Source organism: Streptomyces violaceoruber (assembly GCF_033406955.1).
GTDB lineage: Bacteria > Actinomycetota > Actinomycetes > Streptomycetales > Streptomycetaceae > Streptomyces > Streptomyces violaceoruber.
In genome coordinates this window covers 284,714-300,004 of sequence record NZ_CP137734.1, presented here as the reverse complement: position 1 = coordinate 300,004, position 15,291 = coordinate 284,714, and the positions used below count along the sequence as shown (strand labels likewise).

Here is a 15,291-nt window from a genome sequence, read left to right as displayed (position 1 = left end):
GTCAACCGCCGCCCGGCCCGAGACGTGTGACGTCGACCGAGCCCTCCCCGGTTCGCGGCTGGGGGACCGCCGTCCACAGCGCGGCCAGCGCGGCGAAGGCGGCGACGAGGGCGACCGCCCCGGTGCGGCCCTTCGCCCAGCGGGCCCGGAACCGGACCGGGTCCTCCACCAGGACCTTGGAGAGCACGGCGAGCGCCACCGACACGGCGAGCAGCACCGCCGTGCGGGGAGCCCCCTCGAGGCCGAGCCGTTCCTCGCTCAGCAGCAGGTACACGGGCCAGTGCCAGAGATACAGACTGTAGGAGACCGTGCCGAGCCGGCGCAGCGGCGCGGCGGCGAGGAAGCGCCCGGCCGGTGTGCGGGGAGCCCGGGCCAGGCACGCGATGAGCAGGGCGGCGGCCAGGGCGTGGAGGAACAGCCCGCCCCGGAAGACGGAGGGGGAGTTCTGGCCGTCGGCCGTGATCCAGTACGCCCCGATGCCCGCCGCCAGGGCGAGGCTCCACCTGCCCGCCGCGCGTTCGCCGAGGCGGGAGACCAGACGCGCGGCGGGCTCGGTGGCCGCCAGCGCTCCGAGCAGGAGCGAGAAGGCGCGGGTGTCGGTGCCCTCGTAGACCCGGGTGGTGTCGGCCGGCGTGGTGAGGACGACCATCAGGACCAGGGACGCGGCGGCCCCGGCCGCGGCCACGGCGGCCACCCGCCGTCCGCCGCCCCGGCCACGGGCCGTCAGGCAGAGCACCAGCGGCCACACCACGTAGAACTGCTCCTCGACCGCGATGCTCCACAGATGGCTGAAGACCCTGGTGCCGGCCGAGTCCCAGTAGCCGACCCGGTCGGCCACGAAGTGCCAGTTGGCAAGGTTCGCGGCCACCCACGGTCCGTCGTCGAGGGCGTACCGGAGCAGGTTCGGCGGGCCGAGGGCCCACACCAGGAGCAGGGTCCCGGCGAGCACGACCGCGAGCGCCGGCAGCAGCCGCCTCGCGCGCCGGCCCCAGAAGGCGAGCAGGTCGATCCGGCCGTCACGGGCCCGCGCCTCCTTCAGCAGCAGGCCCGTGATGAGGAAGCCGGACAGGACGAGGAAGAGGTCGACGCCGAGGAACCCGCCGTCGAAATGACCGGCGTGGAAGAACAGCACGCCCAGGACGGCGACGCCGCGCAGGCCGTCGAGCGGGGCGATGTGCCGCCGTGACGGCCGCGGCACGGGGGAGGGGGCGGCGCGGGCGCGGCGGTGGGCGGGGGAGGGGGTGGGCGGCAGGGGCATGGGCTGGTCTCCGTCGAAGGGGCGGGGCGGCGAGGGGCCCCCGGCCCGCGACCGCCGCGCGGTGCGCGGGCGTGCGGGTGCGCGGGCCGGGTCCGCCGGGGGACTACGCGCAGCCGAGCCGGCTGTAGACCTTCGCGCCGGTCCAGTCGCCGGTGGCCCACGCGTCGGCGGCGGCCGGGTCGAAGCCGTACCGCTTCTCCAACTGCTCGCCGAACCAGACGGCGAACGCCGCCGAGCCCTGCTGGCAGGAGTGGATGCCGTCCTCGCTGCGCTGCGCCCGCTCGGAAGCGCTGTCGTCGCCCCACAGGGCGGCGGCGTCGAGGAAGCCCGCCGTGTCCGGGTGCTTCTCGGCCACACTCTTCGCGGACCGCGGCGCGGACGCGATCTCCGCCTCGTGCGGCCGGTAGAAGTCGTCGACCTTGAAGGGCGGGGCGGAGACGAGGAGGAGGTCGGCCCCCGCCTCGTTCACCGTTTTCACCAGGCGCTCGTAGGCCGCGCGCTGTTCGGCCGGGGTGCCCCAGTCGTAGGTGGTGACCTGGTAGGCGACGACGTCCGGCGCGAAGGACTTCAGCGTCTTCGGCAGGCCGTCCCAGGTGGGCGCCGCGATCTCGCCGACGACACCGCCGCCGCCGGCGGCGGCCACCGACCTGAACGCGACGCCTCCGGCCTTCATGGCCGCGCCGAGGGCGGGCGCCTGGGCCTCGCCGATGGAGTCGCCCATCCACAGCAGGCGTCGCGGACCGTCGTCCCGCTTCCCGTCGGAGGAGTTCGTCCCGCCGTCCGGGGTGCCGGCCGCCGCGCCGTCGCTCGCGGAGACCTCGACGCCGGTGCCGGAGCCCTGACAGCCGGTCAGGGCAAGTGCCACGGCCGCGGCCACGAGGGCGTGTCCGACGGCGTGGCGGGCGGGCAGCGACCGCCCGCTGGAGTTGATCTCGTTGTCCATGCCTCCAGCACAGGCCACCCGCGCCCGGCCCGGGGAGGGCTGTCATCGTTTCCTCACATGACGCGGAACCAGGCGTCATACGCTTCGAGCACGCTGGCAGCAGACGGCCGCCGCCGGGCCGGGGAAACCGGATCGCGGAAGCCGAGCCGAGGAAACCGGAGAAGAGCGCACCCCCATGGCACGAGTCCTGCTCATCGAAGACGACCCCGCGGTGCAGAGAGGCGTCTCGCTCGCGCTGAAACGCCGGGGGCACGAGGTGGCGGTCGCGGGCAGCGGGGAGACCGGCCTGCTGACGCTGGAGCGGCACCGGCCCGACCTGGTGCTCCTCGACCTGATGCTGCCGAACATGAGCGGTCTGGAGGTGTGCCGCCGGATCCGGGAGAGCAAACGGATCCCGATCATCATCCTCTCGGCGCGGGGCGACGAGATCGACATGGTCGTCGGCCTGGAGGCGGGCGCCGACGACTACATCGTCAAACCGGCGGGCGCCGAGCTGCTGGAGGCGCGGATCAGAGCGGTCCTGCGCCGGGTCGCGCCCGCCCAGGACGGCGGCAGCCGGGATCCGGCCGACGCCGGCCCCGAGCGGCACGCGGACCTCACGGTGGACCGCACCACCCTGGTCGTGGCCAAGCACGGCACCGAGCTGCCCCTGGCCCCCTCGGAACTGAAGCTCCTGCTGTTCCTCACCGCGACCCCCGGGCAGGTGTACTCGCGCCAGCAACTGCTGGAGCAGGTCTGGGAACACTCCTTCTACGGCGACGTCCGCCTCGTCGACGCCTGCGTCATGCGGCTGCGTGCCCGTATCGAGGACGACCCGCGCAAACCGGTGTACGTACAGACCGTGCGCGGCTTCGGCTACCGGTTCGGTCCGCTGTGAGCCGGTCGCGGCCACCGCTGCGGCTCGCCGCGGGCAGACTTCGGCGGCACACGCCCCGCGGTCTGCGGGCCCGGCTGGTCGTCGCCTTTCTCCTGGCCGCCGCCTTCGGCGCCGTGGTCACCGCCGGCTTCACCTTCCACCGGGCCCGCGCGGCCATCCTCGACCGCGCCGCGGAGACCGCCGTCGCGGATCTGCGCAGCCAGCTCGACTCCCTCGCTCCCGACCTGGCCCTCCCGCCCACCACCGAGGACCTGCGCGGGCTCACCGGCCAGATCGACCAGGCCGGCGGGGCTCGGGCCTGGCACGCGTCCGCCTCCTACCGGGGCGGCGAACCGGTCTCGGCCTCCCGGGGCACGCCGCCCGTCCCCGACGAGCTGCGGGAGAGCGTGCGGGACACCGGCCGGGCCGTCCACCAGCGGACCGAACACGACGGCCGCCCGTGGCTGGCGCTCGGCATGCCCGTCGCCTACACCTCCGACGAAGCCGGGAACGGGGACCCGGCCACGGACACGCTCTCCGGGCTGACCGTGTACGCCGTCTTCCCCCTCGACGACGACCGGGCCGACATCGACGCCCTGGTCACCGCCGCCCAGGCCGGTGCCGTCCCCGCGCTCGCCCTCGCCCTCGTCCCGGCCCTGGTGGCGGCGCGCAGCGTCCTGCGGCCCGTCCGACGGCTGCGCCACGGCGCCGAACGCATCGCGGCCGGGGAGCTGGACACGCGCCTGGACACCGCGGGGCACGACGAACTCGCCGACCTGACCCGCTCGTTCAACACCATGGCCGAGACCCTGGAGCAGGACGCCGCCGAACTGCGCCGGCTCGAGGCGGGCGCCCGCCGCTTCGCCGCCGACGTCGCCCACGAACTGCGCACCCCGCTGGCCGCCATGGCCGCGGTCACCGAGGTCCTCGACGAGGACGCCGCCTCGGGTGTGCTGCCCGCCGACACCGAGGACGCCGTCCGGCTGATCAGCGAGGAGGTGCGCACACTGACCCGCATGGTGGAGGACCTCATGGAGGTCTCCCGCTTCGACGCCAAGGCCGCCCCGGTCCACCGGGAGGACGTAGACCTGCGCACCCTTGTGACCAAGACCCTGCAACTGCGCGGCTGGGCCCACGACGAGCGGGTCCGGGCCGACCTGCCCGAACCGGCACCCGTACGCGTCGACCCCCGCCGGATCGACGTCGTCCTCGGCAACCTGGTCGCCAACGCGCTGCACCACGGACGCCCGCCCGTGACGGTGGCGGTCCGCGTGAGCGACGACCGGGTCCGGGTCACCGTCACCGACCGGGGGCCCGGCATCCCGGACGACGCGCTCCCGTACGTCTTCGACCGCTTCTACAAGGCCGACGCGGCACGCCCCCGCTCCGGCGGCAGTGGCCTCGGACTCGCCATCGCCCACGAGAACGCGGCCCTGCACGGCGGCACCCTCGCCGCGGCCAACCGCCCCGGCGGCGGTGCCGTCTTCACCCTCACCCTGCCGCGGGCCGCCTCCTCCCCGGGAACGACATGACATCCCGCCACTTCCCGCATCCGAATCGGGCCGCCCTCGCCCTCGCCGTGCTGCTCGCCGCCGGTACCGCCGGCTGCGGCATCGGGACCACCGGCCCGGTGCAGGCCGGGGCACCCGCCTCCGGCGTCCAGCGGCCGGGCGACGAGGCCGGCACCGTGCGCCTGTACTTCGCCGGCCCCTACGGCACCCGCCCCGTCACCCGGCGGACGGACGCCCCTCTCGCCCCCCAGCAGGCCCTCGACCTGCTCCTCGACGGGCCCACCCCGGCCGAGCGCGAGCGCGGCCTGACCACCCACGTCGAGTCGAGAGCGGCCGGACGGCTCACCGCGACCACGAGCGAAGGCGCCGTCGACGTCGTCGTGCCCCTCCGGGTCAGCGCCGGCGACCTCGACGTGACCGCGGTCAGCCAGCTGGTCTGCACCGCGGCCCACGCCGACGTCCCGGGGGGCCGCCCCGCCGAGCGGGTCGACGTCCGGATCCACGAGAGCGGCACCCGAGCCGCCACGCCCTGGACCCTGCGCTGCGGTGCGGGCGGCAACGCCACGCCCGTCACCGGCTGAGCGGAGTCGGCTGCCCGCGGCAACGAAATGCGGAGTACACCCACCTTCGTGATCTACACCGAGGGGAGAGGAGCACGGCACCCCACTACACCCGACGCAGTACGCCAGTCCAGACCCAGGGTCGGATCAAACGCCGGGAACCCCGGGCGAGCATGGATGTGTACCCCGGTCAGCGCCTCCGCCTTCCCCCCATGTGCCGGGTCCTCGTCCTGCCCGTAACCCGACGGATTGGTCCAAAAGGTGGCTACGTTTCTCTATCGACTCGGCCGGAGGGCGTTCCGGCGCCGCGGCCTGGTCGCCCTGTTGTGGGTGGCCATACTCGTGGGCGCCGGCGTCGCCTCGTCCGCCGCGCCGGCCCCGCCCGAAGACTCCTTCTCCATGCCGGGCACCGAGTCCCAGAAGGCGTTCGACCTGCTCGACGAGCAGTTCCCGGCCGCCAGCGCCGAGGGCGCCACGGCCCGCGTCGTGATCCGTGCCCCCGAGGGCGCGAAGATCTCCGACGCGGCCGGCAAGGACCGGGTGAAGGACCTGGTCGCCGATCTGAAGGCCGGCCCGCAGGTCTCCTCGGTGGACGACCCGTTCGAGGCGAACGCCGTCAGCAAGGACGGCACCACCGCCTACGCCTCGGTGACCTACAAGGTCAACGCGATGGAGCTGACCGACGAGGCCCGCGACTCGCTCACGGCCGCCACCGACGGGGCGCGCGAGGGCGGGTACACGGTCGAGACCGGCGGCGACGCGGTCGTGGCCGAGCAGGAGATGGGCGGCACCGCTGAGCTGATCGGCATCAGCGTCGCCGCGATCGTGCTCCTGCTGACCTTCGGCTCACTGGTCGCGGCGGGCATGCCGCTGCTCTCGGCGATCATCGGTGTCGGCATCGGCATCTCCGCCATCGGGGCGCTCGGCAGCACCCTGGAGCTGTCCGCCACGACCTCCACCCTCGCGATGATGATCGGCCTCGCGGTCGCCATCGACTACGCGCTGTTCATCGTCTCGCGCTACCGGGCGGAGATCTCCGAGGGCCGTGCCCCGGAGGAGGCGGCCGGACGAGCGGTCGGCACCGCGGGCTCCGCGGTCGTCTTCGCCGGACTGACCGTCGTCGTGGCCCTGGCCGGTCTCGCGATCGTCAACATCCCGATCCTCACCAAGATGGGCCTGGCCGCCGCGGGCACCGTCGGCATCGCCGTGCTGATCGCCCTCACCCTCACCCCGGCGCTGCTCGGCTTCGCCGGCAAGAGGGCGCTCAGCCGCAAGGACCGCAAGGCTCCCGCCGGGGCTCGGGCCGCCTCCGGCAAGCCGAAGCTCGGCACCCGGTGGGCCCGCTTCGTACAGCGGCGCCCGGTCACCGTCCTGCTGACCGCGGTCCTCGGCCTCGGCGTGATCGCCGTACCGGCCGCCGGCATGGAGCTGGGCCTGCCCGACGAGGGCAGCTCGGCCCCCGACACCACCCAGCGCAAGGCCTACGACATGCTGTCCGAGTCCTTCGGGGCCGGGTTCAACGGCCCGCTGATGGTCACCGTGGACGCGCGCGGCGCGGACGACCCGAAGGCCGCCGCGGACACCGTGGGCGAGAAGATCACCGGACTGGGCGAGGCCGCGGCCGTCACCCCGGCCAACTTCAACGAGGAGGGCGGCACCGCCGTCCTCACCGTGATGCCCAAGACCGGCCCGAGCGACGTCGCCACCGAGTCGCTGGTGCACGACATCCGCTCGCTGTCCGGCGACATCAGGGCCGACACCGGCGCGACCATGCTGGTCACCGGTGCGACCGCGATGACGATCGACTTCTCGCAGACCCTGGACGACGCGCTGATCCCCTACCTGGCGCTGGTCGTCGGGCTCGCCTTCCTGCTCCTGATGCTGGTGTTCCGCTCGGTCCTCGTCCCGCTGAAGGCGGCCCTGGGCTTCCTGCTCTCGGTGGCCGCGGCGCTCGGCGCGGTGGTCGCGGTGTTCCAGTGGGGCTGGCTCGCCGACGTGTTCGGCGTGGACCAGCCGGGCCCGATCATGTCGATGATGCCGATCTTCATGATCGGCGTGGTCTTCGGCCTCGCCATGGACTACGAGGTCTTCCTCGTCACCCGCATGCGGGAGGCGTACGTCCACGGAGAGTCCGCCGCCGAGTCCGTCACCACGGGCTTCACCCACGGCGGCCGGGTCGTCGCGGCCGCCGCGATCATCATGATCAGCGTCTTCTCCGGCTTCATCCTGGAGAACGACGCCATGATCAAGATGATGGGCTTCGGGCTCGCGATCGCGGTGCTCTTCGACGCCTTCGTGGTCCGCATGGCCATCGTGCCCGCGGTGCTCGCACTGCTCGGCACCAAGGCGTGGTGGCTTCCCAGGTGGCTGGACCGCGTCCTGCCGAACGTCGACGTCGAGGGCGAGAAGCTGCACCGGGAACTCGGCGACACCGCCGCTCCCACGGAGCCCGCCCGCGAGCCGGAGACGGCCGGAGTCTGACCCACGCACACCCGGCCCCGGTGTCCTCGTACCCCGAGGACACCGGGGCCTTCGGGCTACAGGGCGCCGGCGGCGTCGGTGAGTGCCTGGTCGAGGACGGCCACGCCGCGGGCGATCTCGTCGTCGCTCGCGGTCAGCGGGGGCGCGATACGGAAGATCCCGCCCATCCCCGGGAGCTGGACGATGTTCATGTGCAGCCCCAGCTCGAAGCAGCGCCGGGTGACGGCGGCGCCGAGACGGTCCGCGCCGCCCTCGCCCAGCACCTGGTCGCCGACCAGCTCCATGCCCAGCAGCAGCCCCCGGCCCCGGACGTCGCCGACCACCTCGTGGCGGGCGGCGAGCTTGTCGAGGCCCTCCCGCAGCGCCGCGCCGAGCCTGCGGGCGCGCTCGTCCAGCCGGTCGCGGACCAGGACGTCGAGGACGGTGTTGCCCACCGCGGCGGGCAGCGGGTCGTTGACGTGGGTGGTGAAGAACAGGAACCCGCGCTCGTGCGCCCGCTGCTCGATCTCGGCGCTGGTCAGCACGGCGGCCAGCGGCAGCCCCGCGCCCAGCGTCTTGGACAGCGTGAGGATGTCCGGGACGACACCCTCGTGCTCGAAGGCGTACCAGTCGCCGGTCCGGCACAGCCCCGTCTGGGCCTCGTCCAGGATCAGCAGCATCCCGCGCTCGCGGCACTTGTCCGCCAGGGCGGCGAGATAGCCCGGCGGAAGCTCGACGACGCCGCCCGAGGAGAGGATCGGTTCGACCAGGCACGCGGCCAGGCTGCCGACCGACTGGGCGTCGATCATCTCGAAACCCAGGTCCAGCTGGCGGCGCCAGTCCAGCTCGCCGTCCGCGCCGACGACGGAGGGCCGGTAGCGGTCCGGCACGGGCAGCGCGAAGTTGCCCGGCGCGGCGGGGCCGTAGCCCTTGCGTCCGGCACTGTAGGTGGCGTTCGCGGCGGCCTGGGTCATGCCGTGCCAGGACCGGGCGAAGGAGACGATCTCGTGGCGTCCGGTGACGAGCTTCGCCATCCGCACCGCGGCCTCGTTCGCCTCCGCCCCCGTGGTCAGCAGCAGCGCCTTCTCCAGCGGCGCGGGCAGGGTCCCGGCGAGCCGGCGGGCCAGCTCGACGACCGGGCGGCTGAGCATGCCGCTGTGCAGGTGGTCGAGGTGCGCGACCTGCTCGCGCACCGTCGAGACGATCGCCGGATGGGAGTGCCCGAGGATGGCACTCATCTGACCGGACGTGAAGTCCAGCAGCTCACGGCCGCTCTCCGTGAAGACGGAGGTGCCCGCGGCGCGCACGACGACCTCCGGGGAGAAGGGCGCGTGGCCGGAGTAGCGGATCAGGTGGCGCCCCAGGTCGGCGCCGGAAGTCTCGGAAGGCATGCGACCGACGGTAGGGACGGGCCGCTGCGCGTGTCCATCGCACAGATTCGACGGTGCTGTAAGCCAGAACCGTACAGACGGCCGAGGTGCGCCGTACCATCGGCTCCGTGCTCAACTCCGGACGACTGCACCTGCTCAGCCAGCTCGACACGCTCGGTACCGTCCGCGCGGTCGCCGACACCCTGCACCTGAGCGCGTCGACGGTCTCCCAGCAGCTGGCGGTGCTGGAGACCGAGACCCGGTGCCGGCTCATCGAGCGGACCGGGCGGCGGGTGCGGCTGACCCCGGCCGGACTCCTGCTGGCCCGCCGGGCCCGGGAGATCCTCGACCGGATGGCCGACGTCGAGGCCGAACTGCGCGCCCTGAACGACGAGCCCATCGGCACCGTCCGGCTCGCCGTGTTCCAGAGCGCGATCTACAGCCTCGCCGTCCCGGCGGCGAACCGGCTGGCCACCACCCATCCGCACCTGCGCCTGGAACTCGTCGAGATGGAACCGCACGAGAGCGGCCCCGCCCTGCGCTCCGGCGAGGCCGACGTCATCGTCACCACCACCGACTACTCGGGCCTGACGTGGGGCACCGACCTCGACGTCATGTCGCTCGGCAGCGACCCCGTCCTCCTGGTGCTGCCGAACGGCCATCCGCTGGCCGCCCGCGCCGCGGTGGACCTCGCGGCGTGCAAGGAGGAGACCTGGGCCTGCGACCGGCCGCAGTCGTACATGGCCGACCTGACCGTGCGGCTGTGCCGTGAGTCCGGGTTCGAACCCAGGGTCGCCTGCCGCTTCAGCAACTACCTCATGCTGCTGCGGCACGTCGAGACGACCGGTTCGATCGCCCTGCTGCCCGCCCTCGCGGTCACGGCGGACCACGCCGTCGTCACCCGGCGGCTGAGCCCGCCGGTGCACCGCAACGTCGCCGTGGTGGTGCGGCGCGGCGCCCCGCAGCGGGCCGCGGTGAACGCGGTCATCACCGCCCTGCGCGACCACCCCGAGATCGAGGCACTGTCCGCCCCCGCCCCCTCGCGCGAGGGCCGGGAGACAGGCCCGCGCTCCTGAGAGCAGCGCTCGCTCAGGCGGCGGGGATCCGGCGGTGGATGTCCTCCAGCATCATCCGGACCGACGTGCGGAAGACCTCCGCCTGATGGTCGCCCAGGAACGCGGTGTGCCCGAACACCTCCAGGACGACCAGGCCGTGCACGTGCCCCCACGCGCTCAGGAAGAGGGAGGCCGCGGCGGGCGGCAGATCGCCCTGGGCGTGCATGGGCAGCTGTTCCAGATGCTCCCGGTAGGACGGCGAGAGCGCGGGGACCTCGGCCGCGGCGAGCTGCGCCGGGGAGAAGCCGGCGAACAGCTCGCGCTGGAAGATCGCGCCCATCCGGCGGACCGCCTGCGTGGTCGGGCCCTCGGCGGGTGCCGCGTAGTAGCGCAGCGGGGTCCCGTAGAGGAGCTGGAAGTGCTCCGGACGGGCGACGCCCCAGCCTCGGTAGGCCTCGGCCACCGCGACCGGACGGGGTGTGGCGGGGTCCGCGCGCACGCTGTCGGCGGCGGCCTGCAACACGTCGGACAGCTCGCCGTACGCCTTGGTGATGAGGGCGGTGACCAGGGCGTCGCGGTTCGGGAAGTAGTGGTAGAGCGCCTGCACCGTCATGCCGAGGCCGCGGGCGACCGCGCGCAGCGACAGGGCGGCGGGGCCGTGTTCGCCGATGTGCTGCTCGGCGGCGTCGAGTATCTCCCGCGCCGCGGCGGTCCGGCGCCGCTCGCGGAGGGAGACGGGAGCGGTGGTGGTGGGTCGCTCTGTGGGCATGGCCGCGAGCCTAGGGAGCCGTGGACTGATGGTCCATCAAAAGTCGAACACTGTTAGGCAGGTCTCACGCCGCCAAGTGCTCGACCCGTGCCCGCCTCCCCTCCCCGGGGAAGCGGGCACGGGCGGGGCGTTAGCCGACCGGCGGATCTCAGGAACCGACGGCCGCCGGACCCTCGGCGTCGGCCTCGCCGGCCGGTCTGAACTCCACGGCGACGACGCCGTCCACGCTCCGGCAGTGCTCCTCCAGCAGCGGGGCGGACACATGGGCCGGGAGCCGGCCACTGAGCACGACGTGGCCGTGCGCCACGTCCACCTGCACCGACGAGGGAGCCAGGCCCAGCGCCTTGACCAGGGCCTCCTCGATGATCTCGGTGCGGATCGCGCGGTCCGTGCGCAGGAACACCCGCAGCAGGTCGCTTCTGCTGACCACCCCGGCCAGCCGCCCGTCCCCGTCGACGACCAGCAGCCGTTTGATGCGGTGCCGTGCCATCACCCGGGCGGCGTCCACGACGCTCCAGCTCTCCAGGGCGCACAGCGGGGGCGAGGTCATGAGCCCGGCCGCGTCCGTGGCGTCCGCCTTGCCCGCCGAGGCCCGGGACCACTCGGCGTGCTCGGCAGAACCGTCGGGCTCCCCGCCCCACATCTTCTGCAGGAGGTCGGCCTCCGACACCACCCCCACGGGGCGGTTCTCCTCGTCGACCACCGGCACCGCCGTGATGTCGTACTCCAGCAGCAGGTGGGCGATCTCCTTGAACGGTGTGCCCCGCTGCACGCGGACCACGGCGTCGCTCATCAGATCGCGCACCCTCTGGTGTTTCATTAAGGGTCTTCTCCTCCGCTGCCGGCCCGCGTCGACCGGCGTTCGTCCTTCTTGTCCCTGAAAACGATCGATCGGCCCCGGGAGTGCCCCGGCGCCGACGCGCGGGGACCGACGAGGACCAGGGCGATGTCGTCGCCCGGGGTGGGCGCGTGCCGGATGAGAGTGTCGGCCATGGCGTCCAGGTCGCCGGGGTCGCCGTGTTCCACGAGACCGCCGAGGGCCGCGATCGCGTCGTCCAGGTCCACCCCGGGCGCCTCGACCAGCCCGTCGGTGTACAGGACGAGCACGCTGCCCGGCGGCAGTGGGAACTCCAGTGAGGGGTACACGGTGTCCGGCTCGATGCCCAGCAGCAGACCCGGCGGCACCCGCAGGGTCTCGACGCGCCCGTCGGAGTGGCGCACCAGAGGGGGCGGGTGCCCGGCGAGCGCCACACAGGCGCGGTGCGTGGCCAGGTCGATGTGGACGTAGGCGCAGCTGGTGAACAGGCCGGGGTCCAGGTCGGTGAGCAGACGGTTGGTGCGGGCCAGCACGTCGTCGGGGGGCGCCCCCACGGTGGCGTTGGCGTGCACGGCGGTGCGGACCTGCCCCATGAGCGCCGCGGCGTCCACGTTGTGCCCCTGCACGTCGCCGATGGTGACGCTCGCGGTGTGCTCGTCGAGGCGGATGACGTCGTAGAAGTCGCCGCCGATGCCCAGGCCCCGGGAGGCCGGGAGGTAGCGGGCGGCGACGTTCAGACCGGGCACGTCGGGGAGGGTGTGCGGCAGCAGGGCGGACTGCAGGCGGTGGGCGAGGTGGTGCTTGGCGTCGTAGAGGCGGGCGCGGTCCAGGGCCTGCCCGACCAGACCGGCCAGCGACGTGAGGGCGGCCCGTTCGCCGGGCGGGAAGACGTGCGGCCGTCGGTAGGAGAGCAGCAGCGAGCCGATGGGGCGGCCGGAGGCGATCAGCGGCAGCAGGGCCCAGGCGGCCATGCCGTCCTCGTGCGTCATGGCGGGGTAGGCATGGTGGAGTTCCTCGAAGGTCGTCCAGAACCCCGGGACGCCGGTGGCCATGACGTCGACGCCGGGGACGGCCGACGTGAGCGGCGTCCCGTCGAAGCGCCTCAGCAGCTCCGGGCGGTAGCCGCGCTGCCCGACGACCTTCAGGCGGCCGTCCGCCGGGACCATCACCACCATGCCCTGCGCTCCCAGCGCGGGCATCAGCTGGTCGGCGGTCTGCTCCACCACGTCCTGCACGCTGACGGCCTCGGTCAGGGTGGAGGCCAGGTGCATCAGGTGGTACAGCACGGTGGCACGGCTGGGGCCCGAGGCATGTACCGACCGGGACGGGGGCGTGTCCGTGTCCGGACTGCCGGAGGTGATGCGCACGCTCAGTCCGGTGGCGTCCGGGTACAGCTCGAAGGCCAGCCACGTCTTCGGCGGGCGCAGCACCGTGAAGCGCTGCGGCCTGCGGCTGACCAGCGCGGCCCGGTAGCGGTCCTCGACGTGCGGCACGTCCATCCAGGGCAGCGCCTCCCACGGCAGGGCGCCCACCAGCAGGGAGCGGTCGACGCCGAGCAGTTCGGCCGCCCCCGGGGTGACGAAGGTCAGATGCCCCTCCAGGTCCAGCGCGCAGGAGCCGCCGGGCAGGCGGTCCACGAAGGCGGACAGCGCGGTCGCCTCGGCGGGGGAGGGGGTGCGCGGGGCGGCCGGCGGCAGGGTCCGGGGCCGCTCCGGCGGCCGCAGCGGTTCGCCGCGGTCGATGGCCCGCTGCAGGGTGTCACCCAGGCGGCGGCAGCCCGCCCGGATGACGTCCTGTTCCCCGGCGCTCAGCCGCGCCGGGTGGTTCCCGGGCCACAGCAGCACCAGCCCGCCCCTGACGGTGCTGCCCGAGAGGACCGGTGCGGCCGCCAGCCCGAAGTCGTACGGCAGGACGAGCGCCAGCCGCGGATACTCGCGTGCCATCTCCTCCCGGCCGCCCGCCCACACCAGACGGTGCTCGCGGACGGCGTCCGCCACGGGCATCGGATCCCTCAGCCCGACCCGCCGCCACGGTGCGGCCATCTCCTGGGGGACCCCCGTGACCAGGACCTGCCACACGGCGTCCTCGCCCGGCGGCAGTGCGTAGAGGATCCCTCCGAACGCACCGCTCGCCCGCACGACGGCCGCCATGGCGGAGTCCATCAGCCGTCCGCCCGCGTCCGCGCCGACCGGGCCGCCCGACGCCGGCCGCCCCGAACATCACCCATATCTGGACACTACGCCCGTACCGCCGCGACGGCATGTGACGGGACGGGGACCGCCGCTCAGTGCCCGTTGCCGGGTCCCCCGGACCCCCGCTTCACGTACAGCCGGCTGTCCGCCGGGCCGGTCCACTCCAGCCGCACGACACCGGGCACGGCGGACTCCGCGACGCGCGAGGCGTCCGACCAGTAGCCGGCGGCCGGGTTCAGGAAGTACGTCGCCCACAGGCCGCCCCGGTGATCGACGAAGAAGTTGTTGTGACCGGCGCCGACACCCGCCGTGTACCGCTTCGAGTACGGCCCCTCGAACCGGTCGGCCACGGCGACGATCGCGTCGTACTGGTACTGCACGCGCCCGGCGGCGGGTACGTCGTAGGCCTGGCGGACGGTGCCGTCGGCGTTGACCGACGTACGGTCCCAGGCGGCGTGGACGAGGTGGTACTTGCCCCGGTACTTGAACACGTACGCGCCCTCCAGATACGGCTCGGGGGAGTAGGGCGTCTGCCGGAACCGGGGCAGGTCCGTCGTCGTGACGATGTCCTCCATGTCGTCCCGGAACTTCGCGTACAGGTCGTTGTGCAGCACGAGCCACGCGTCGTCGCCCTCGGAGAAGAGGCCGCCGTCGATGTGGTGGTAGGCGCCGGGCTCGATGAACTTCGGACCGCCGATGAACGAGTCGCCGAAGGGCTTGTCCAGGTTGCCCTCGACCAGCCGGTACGGGCCCTCGACGCCGCCCTCGCTCACCAGCATGAACGAGCCGACCTTGCGGGAGTGGTCGCCCATGCACGCGACGAGGTACCAGGTGTCACGGAAGTAGTGCAGCTCCGGCGCCCAGGCCTGGCCCCGCTTGCCGAACTGCTCGTCGTGCCAGTACTCCTGCCAGGGCGCGACGACCGTGCGGCCGGGCCGGTTCTCCCCGGCGAACTCGGGCGACCACACCTTGCCGCGCTCGGCCCCGGGCCGGATGCCGGTGGTGTCGGCCAGCCGCCAGGGGCCGTCGAGGGAGGGGGCCAGCCACACGAAGATGCCGTCGTTCCAGGGGCCGGCGGCTTCCAGCCCGGGCACCCGGGTGGTTCCCGTGGCGACGTAAAGGGGGCGGCCGTCGACGACGAAGCAGTTGACGTAGGTGTCGCGCATCCAGACGGCGCCGCGCTCCTCGTCGCGAGGGCGCAGCTCCAGCGGGAGGACGAACGAGTTGTCCTCGCGCGGCCACAGGTCGGCCCGGGTGTCCGCGGCGCCGTACGGCTCGGGGTCGGGCCAGTTGCGCGGGTGCCGCCGCTCCGCCCCGGCCTGCGGGGAGGCCGTGGGCGCCGCCGCGGGAGCCGCCTGCGCGGCGCCCGCGGGCAGGGCGAACGCCGCTCCCGCACCGGCGGCGCCGGCCAGCAGGGATCGTCGGGGGAGTCCGTACTCGGCATCGGTCATCAGTCGGGTTCTCCTTCGTCGTCCCCGTCCGGGAACCGAGGCGCGGCAC

12 protein-coding genes are annotated in these 15,291 nt (G+C 73.7%); 5 read left to right on the top strand and 7 right to left on the bottom strand.

Features of this window, described 5'->3' with window-relative positions:
• Window position 1 precedes the first annotated feature (1 nt).
• Both R2E43_RS01495 and R2E43_RS01490 read right to left on the bottom strand, forming a co-directional pair.
• The gene (locus R2E43_RS01495; RefSeq protein ID WP_332055821.1) at window positions 2–1,258 is read right to left on the bottom strand and encodes an acyltransferase family protein; all 1,257 of its coding nucleotides are present in this window, start codon (window positions 1,256–1,258) and stop codon (window positions 2–4) included.
• A gap of 103 nt (window positions 1,259–1,361) precedes the next feature.
• Window positions 1,362–2,201: an SGNH/GDSL hydrolase family protein gene (locus R2E43_RS01490; protein ID WP_003971613.1), complete on the bottom strand. Its 840-nt coding sequence runs from the start codon at window positions 2,199–2,201 to the stop codon at window positions 1,362–1,364.
• Window positions 2,202–2,376: 175 nt separating this feature from the next.
• Here R2E43_RS01490 and R2E43_RS01485 point away from each other — a divergent pair, with 175 nt between their 5' ends.
• The 4 genes from R2E43_RS01485 to R2E43_RS01470 all read left to right on the top strand — a co-directional run bounded on the left by R2E43_RS01485 (window position 2,377) and on the right by R2E43_RS01470 (window position 7,609).
• Entirely contained in the window at window positions 2,377–3,078 is a 702-nt protein-coding gene (locus R2E43_RS01485; RefSeq protein ID WP_003971612.1) for a response regulator transcription factor, read from the top strand.
• Complete coding sequence (locus tag R2E43_RS01480) at window positions 3,075–4,589, top strand: sensor histidine kinase (RefSeq protein WP_030864292.1); 1,515 nt, start codon at window positions 3,075–3,077, stop codon at window positions 4,587–4,589. The genes R2E43_RS01485 and R2E43_RS01480 overlap by 4 nt, the downstream gene beginning before the upstream one ends.
• Complete coding sequence (locus R2E43_RS01475) at window positions 4,586–5,149, top strand: GerMN domain-containing protein (protein ID WP_189284029.1); 564 nt, start codon at window positions 4,586–4,588, stop codon at window positions 5,147–5,149. The genes R2E43_RS01480 and R2E43_RS01475 overlap by 4 nt, the downstream gene beginning before the upstream one ends.
• A 240-nt stretch (window positions 5,150–5,389) precedes the next feature.
• Complete coding sequence (locus tag R2E43_RS01470) at window positions 5,390–7,609, top strand: MMPL family transporter (protein ID WP_332055820.1); 2,220 nt, start codon at window positions 5,390–5,392, stop codon at window positions 7,607–7,609.
• Window positions 7,610–7,665: 56 nt separating this feature from the next.
• Here R2E43_RS01470 and R2E43_RS01465 read toward each other — a convergent pair whose 3' ends face one another.
• On the bottom strand, window positions 7,666–8,979 hold the full coding sequence (locus R2E43_RS01465; protein WP_003971608.1) for an aspartate aminotransferase family protein: 1,314 nt from the start codon (window positions 8,977–8,979) through the stop codon (window positions 7,666–7,668).
• A gap of 107 nt (window positions 8,980–9,086) precedes the next feature.
• Between R2E43_RS01465 and R2E43_RS01460 the strand changes: the two genes are divergently transcribed.
• The gene (locus R2E43_RS01460) at window positions 9,087–10,034 is read left to right on the top strand and encodes a LysR family transcriptional regulator (RefSeq protein ID WP_016328117.1); all 948 of its coding nucleotides are present in this window, start codon (window positions 9,087–9,089) and stop codon (window positions 10,032–10,034) included.
• A gap of 13 nt (window positions 10,035–10,047) precedes the next feature.
• Here the strand turns inward: R2E43_RS01460 and R2E43_RS01455 are convergent, their stop codons facing one another.
• The 4 genes from R2E43_RS01455 to R2E43_RS01440 all read right to left on the bottom strand — a co-directional run bounded on the left by R2E43_RS01455 (window position 10,048) and on the right by R2E43_RS01440 (window position 15,242).
• A complete protein-coding gene (locus tag R2E43_RS01455) occupies window positions 10,048–10,782 on the bottom strand; it encodes a TetR/AcrR family transcriptional regulator (RefSeq protein ID WP_319119829.1) in 735 nt (244 codons plus the stop codon).
• A 148-nt stretch (window positions 10,783–10,930) separates the two neighbouring features.
• The gene (locus tag R2E43_RS01450; RefSeq protein WP_011031734.1) at window positions 10,931–11,602 is read right to left on the bottom strand and encodes a CBS domain-containing protein; all 672 of its coding nucleotides are present in this window, start codon (window positions 11,600–11,602) and stop codon (window positions 10,931–10,933) included.
• A complete protein-coding gene (locus R2E43_RS01445; RefSeq protein WP_030864300.1) occupies window positions 11,602–13,761 on the bottom strand; it encodes a SpoIIE family protein phosphatase in 2,160 nt (719 codons plus the stop codon). The genes R2E43_RS01450 and R2E43_RS01445 overlap by 1 nt, the downstream gene beginning before the upstream one ends.
• A gap of 122 nt (window positions 13,762–13,883) precedes the next feature.
• Window positions 13,884–15,242: a family 43 glycosylhydrolase gene (locus tag R2E43_RS01440; protein ID WP_030864301.1), complete on the bottom strand. Its 1,359-nt coding sequence runs from the start codon at window positions 15,240–15,242 to the stop codon at window positions 13,884–13,886.
• Window positions 15,243–15,291: the final 49 nt, after the last annotated feature.